The sequence below is a fragment of the Streptomyces pseudogriseolus genome, from assembly GCA_002154585.1.
Lineage (GTDB): Bacteria > Actinomycetota > Actinomycetes > Streptomycetales > Streptomycetaceae > Streptomyces > Streptomyces pseudogriseolus.
The window spans coordinates 309-1204 of sequence record MUNG01000582.1; the positions used below are offsets into that span (position 1 = coordinate 309).

2 protein-coding genes are annotated in these 896 nt (G+C 73.5%); both read right to left on the bottom strand.

Annotation, left to right across the window (positions count from 1 at the left end; translation table 11 throughout):
* The coding region (locus CCN29_RS36560; RefSeq protein ID WP_442538646.1) for a trehalase-like domain-containing protein at positions 1 to 281 on the bottom strand (281 nt) is incomplete at its 3' end.
* Positions 282 to 361: 80 nt separating this feature from the next.
* The coding region (locus CCN29_RS33065) for a class I SAM-dependent methyltransferase (RefSeq protein ID WP_143661452.1) at positions 362 to 896 on the bottom strand (535 nt) is incomplete at its 5' end.

Below are 896 nucleotides of genomic sequence, written 5' to 3' on the forward strand. Positions count from 1 at the left end.
TCGGTGAAGTACCGGGTGATCAGCACGTTCGTGTCGGGGAAGTAGAACTGTTTGGTGCGGGCCGGCACGGCCGCCCCCAGCTCGAAACAGCCCCCGCGGCCGGCGTCCAGCAGCGCGGCGAACACGCTCGGCGCGTCGAAGCGCGGCGCGCAGTACCAGTCGATGGTGCCGTCCGTCGCCACCAGCGCCACACTGCGCAGGTCGCCGATCAGCCCGTGGTCGGCGATGGGCATGTACCGCCGCGCGGATCCGTCGCCCGGCCGGTCCGTCGTCCCGTCCATCGCAGCCTCCTCGGCCGGCGCGTGTCCTCCTGCCAGCTTAGGCAGCGGCAGCTGGGCCGGCCTTCCGGCGGGCGCGGGACCTACCGGCGCACGGCCCTGAGGATCACGAACTTCGGGTCCGACGCGACCACCTCGCTGTTGCCGAACAGGCGGCGCAGCTTCACGTGGTGCCCGAGGTGGCGGTTGCCGACCACCCACAGCTCGCCGCCCGGGCGCAGGGTGCGGCGGGCGCCGGTGAACATGCGCCAGGCCGTGGCGTCCGTGGTCGCCTGGTGGGAGTGGAAGGGCGGATTGTTGAGCACCAGGTCGACGCTGCCCGCCGGGACGCCCGCCAGACCGTCGCCGACCCGGAACTCGGCGTGCCCGCTCACGTCGTTCGCCCGGTAGGTGTCCTGCGCCGACGCCACCGCCTGGAAGGACTCGTCCACGAACAGCACCTCGGCCTTCGGGTCGGCCAGCGCCGCCGCCGTCCCCACGACGCCGTTGCCGCAGCCCAGGTCCACCACCCGGCCGCCGCCCCGCGCGCCGGGCAGATGGCGCAGGAAGAAGCGGGTGCCGATGTCGAGCCGGTCCGCGCAGAACACCCCGGCGTGGTTGACGACCGTACGGCCCGAC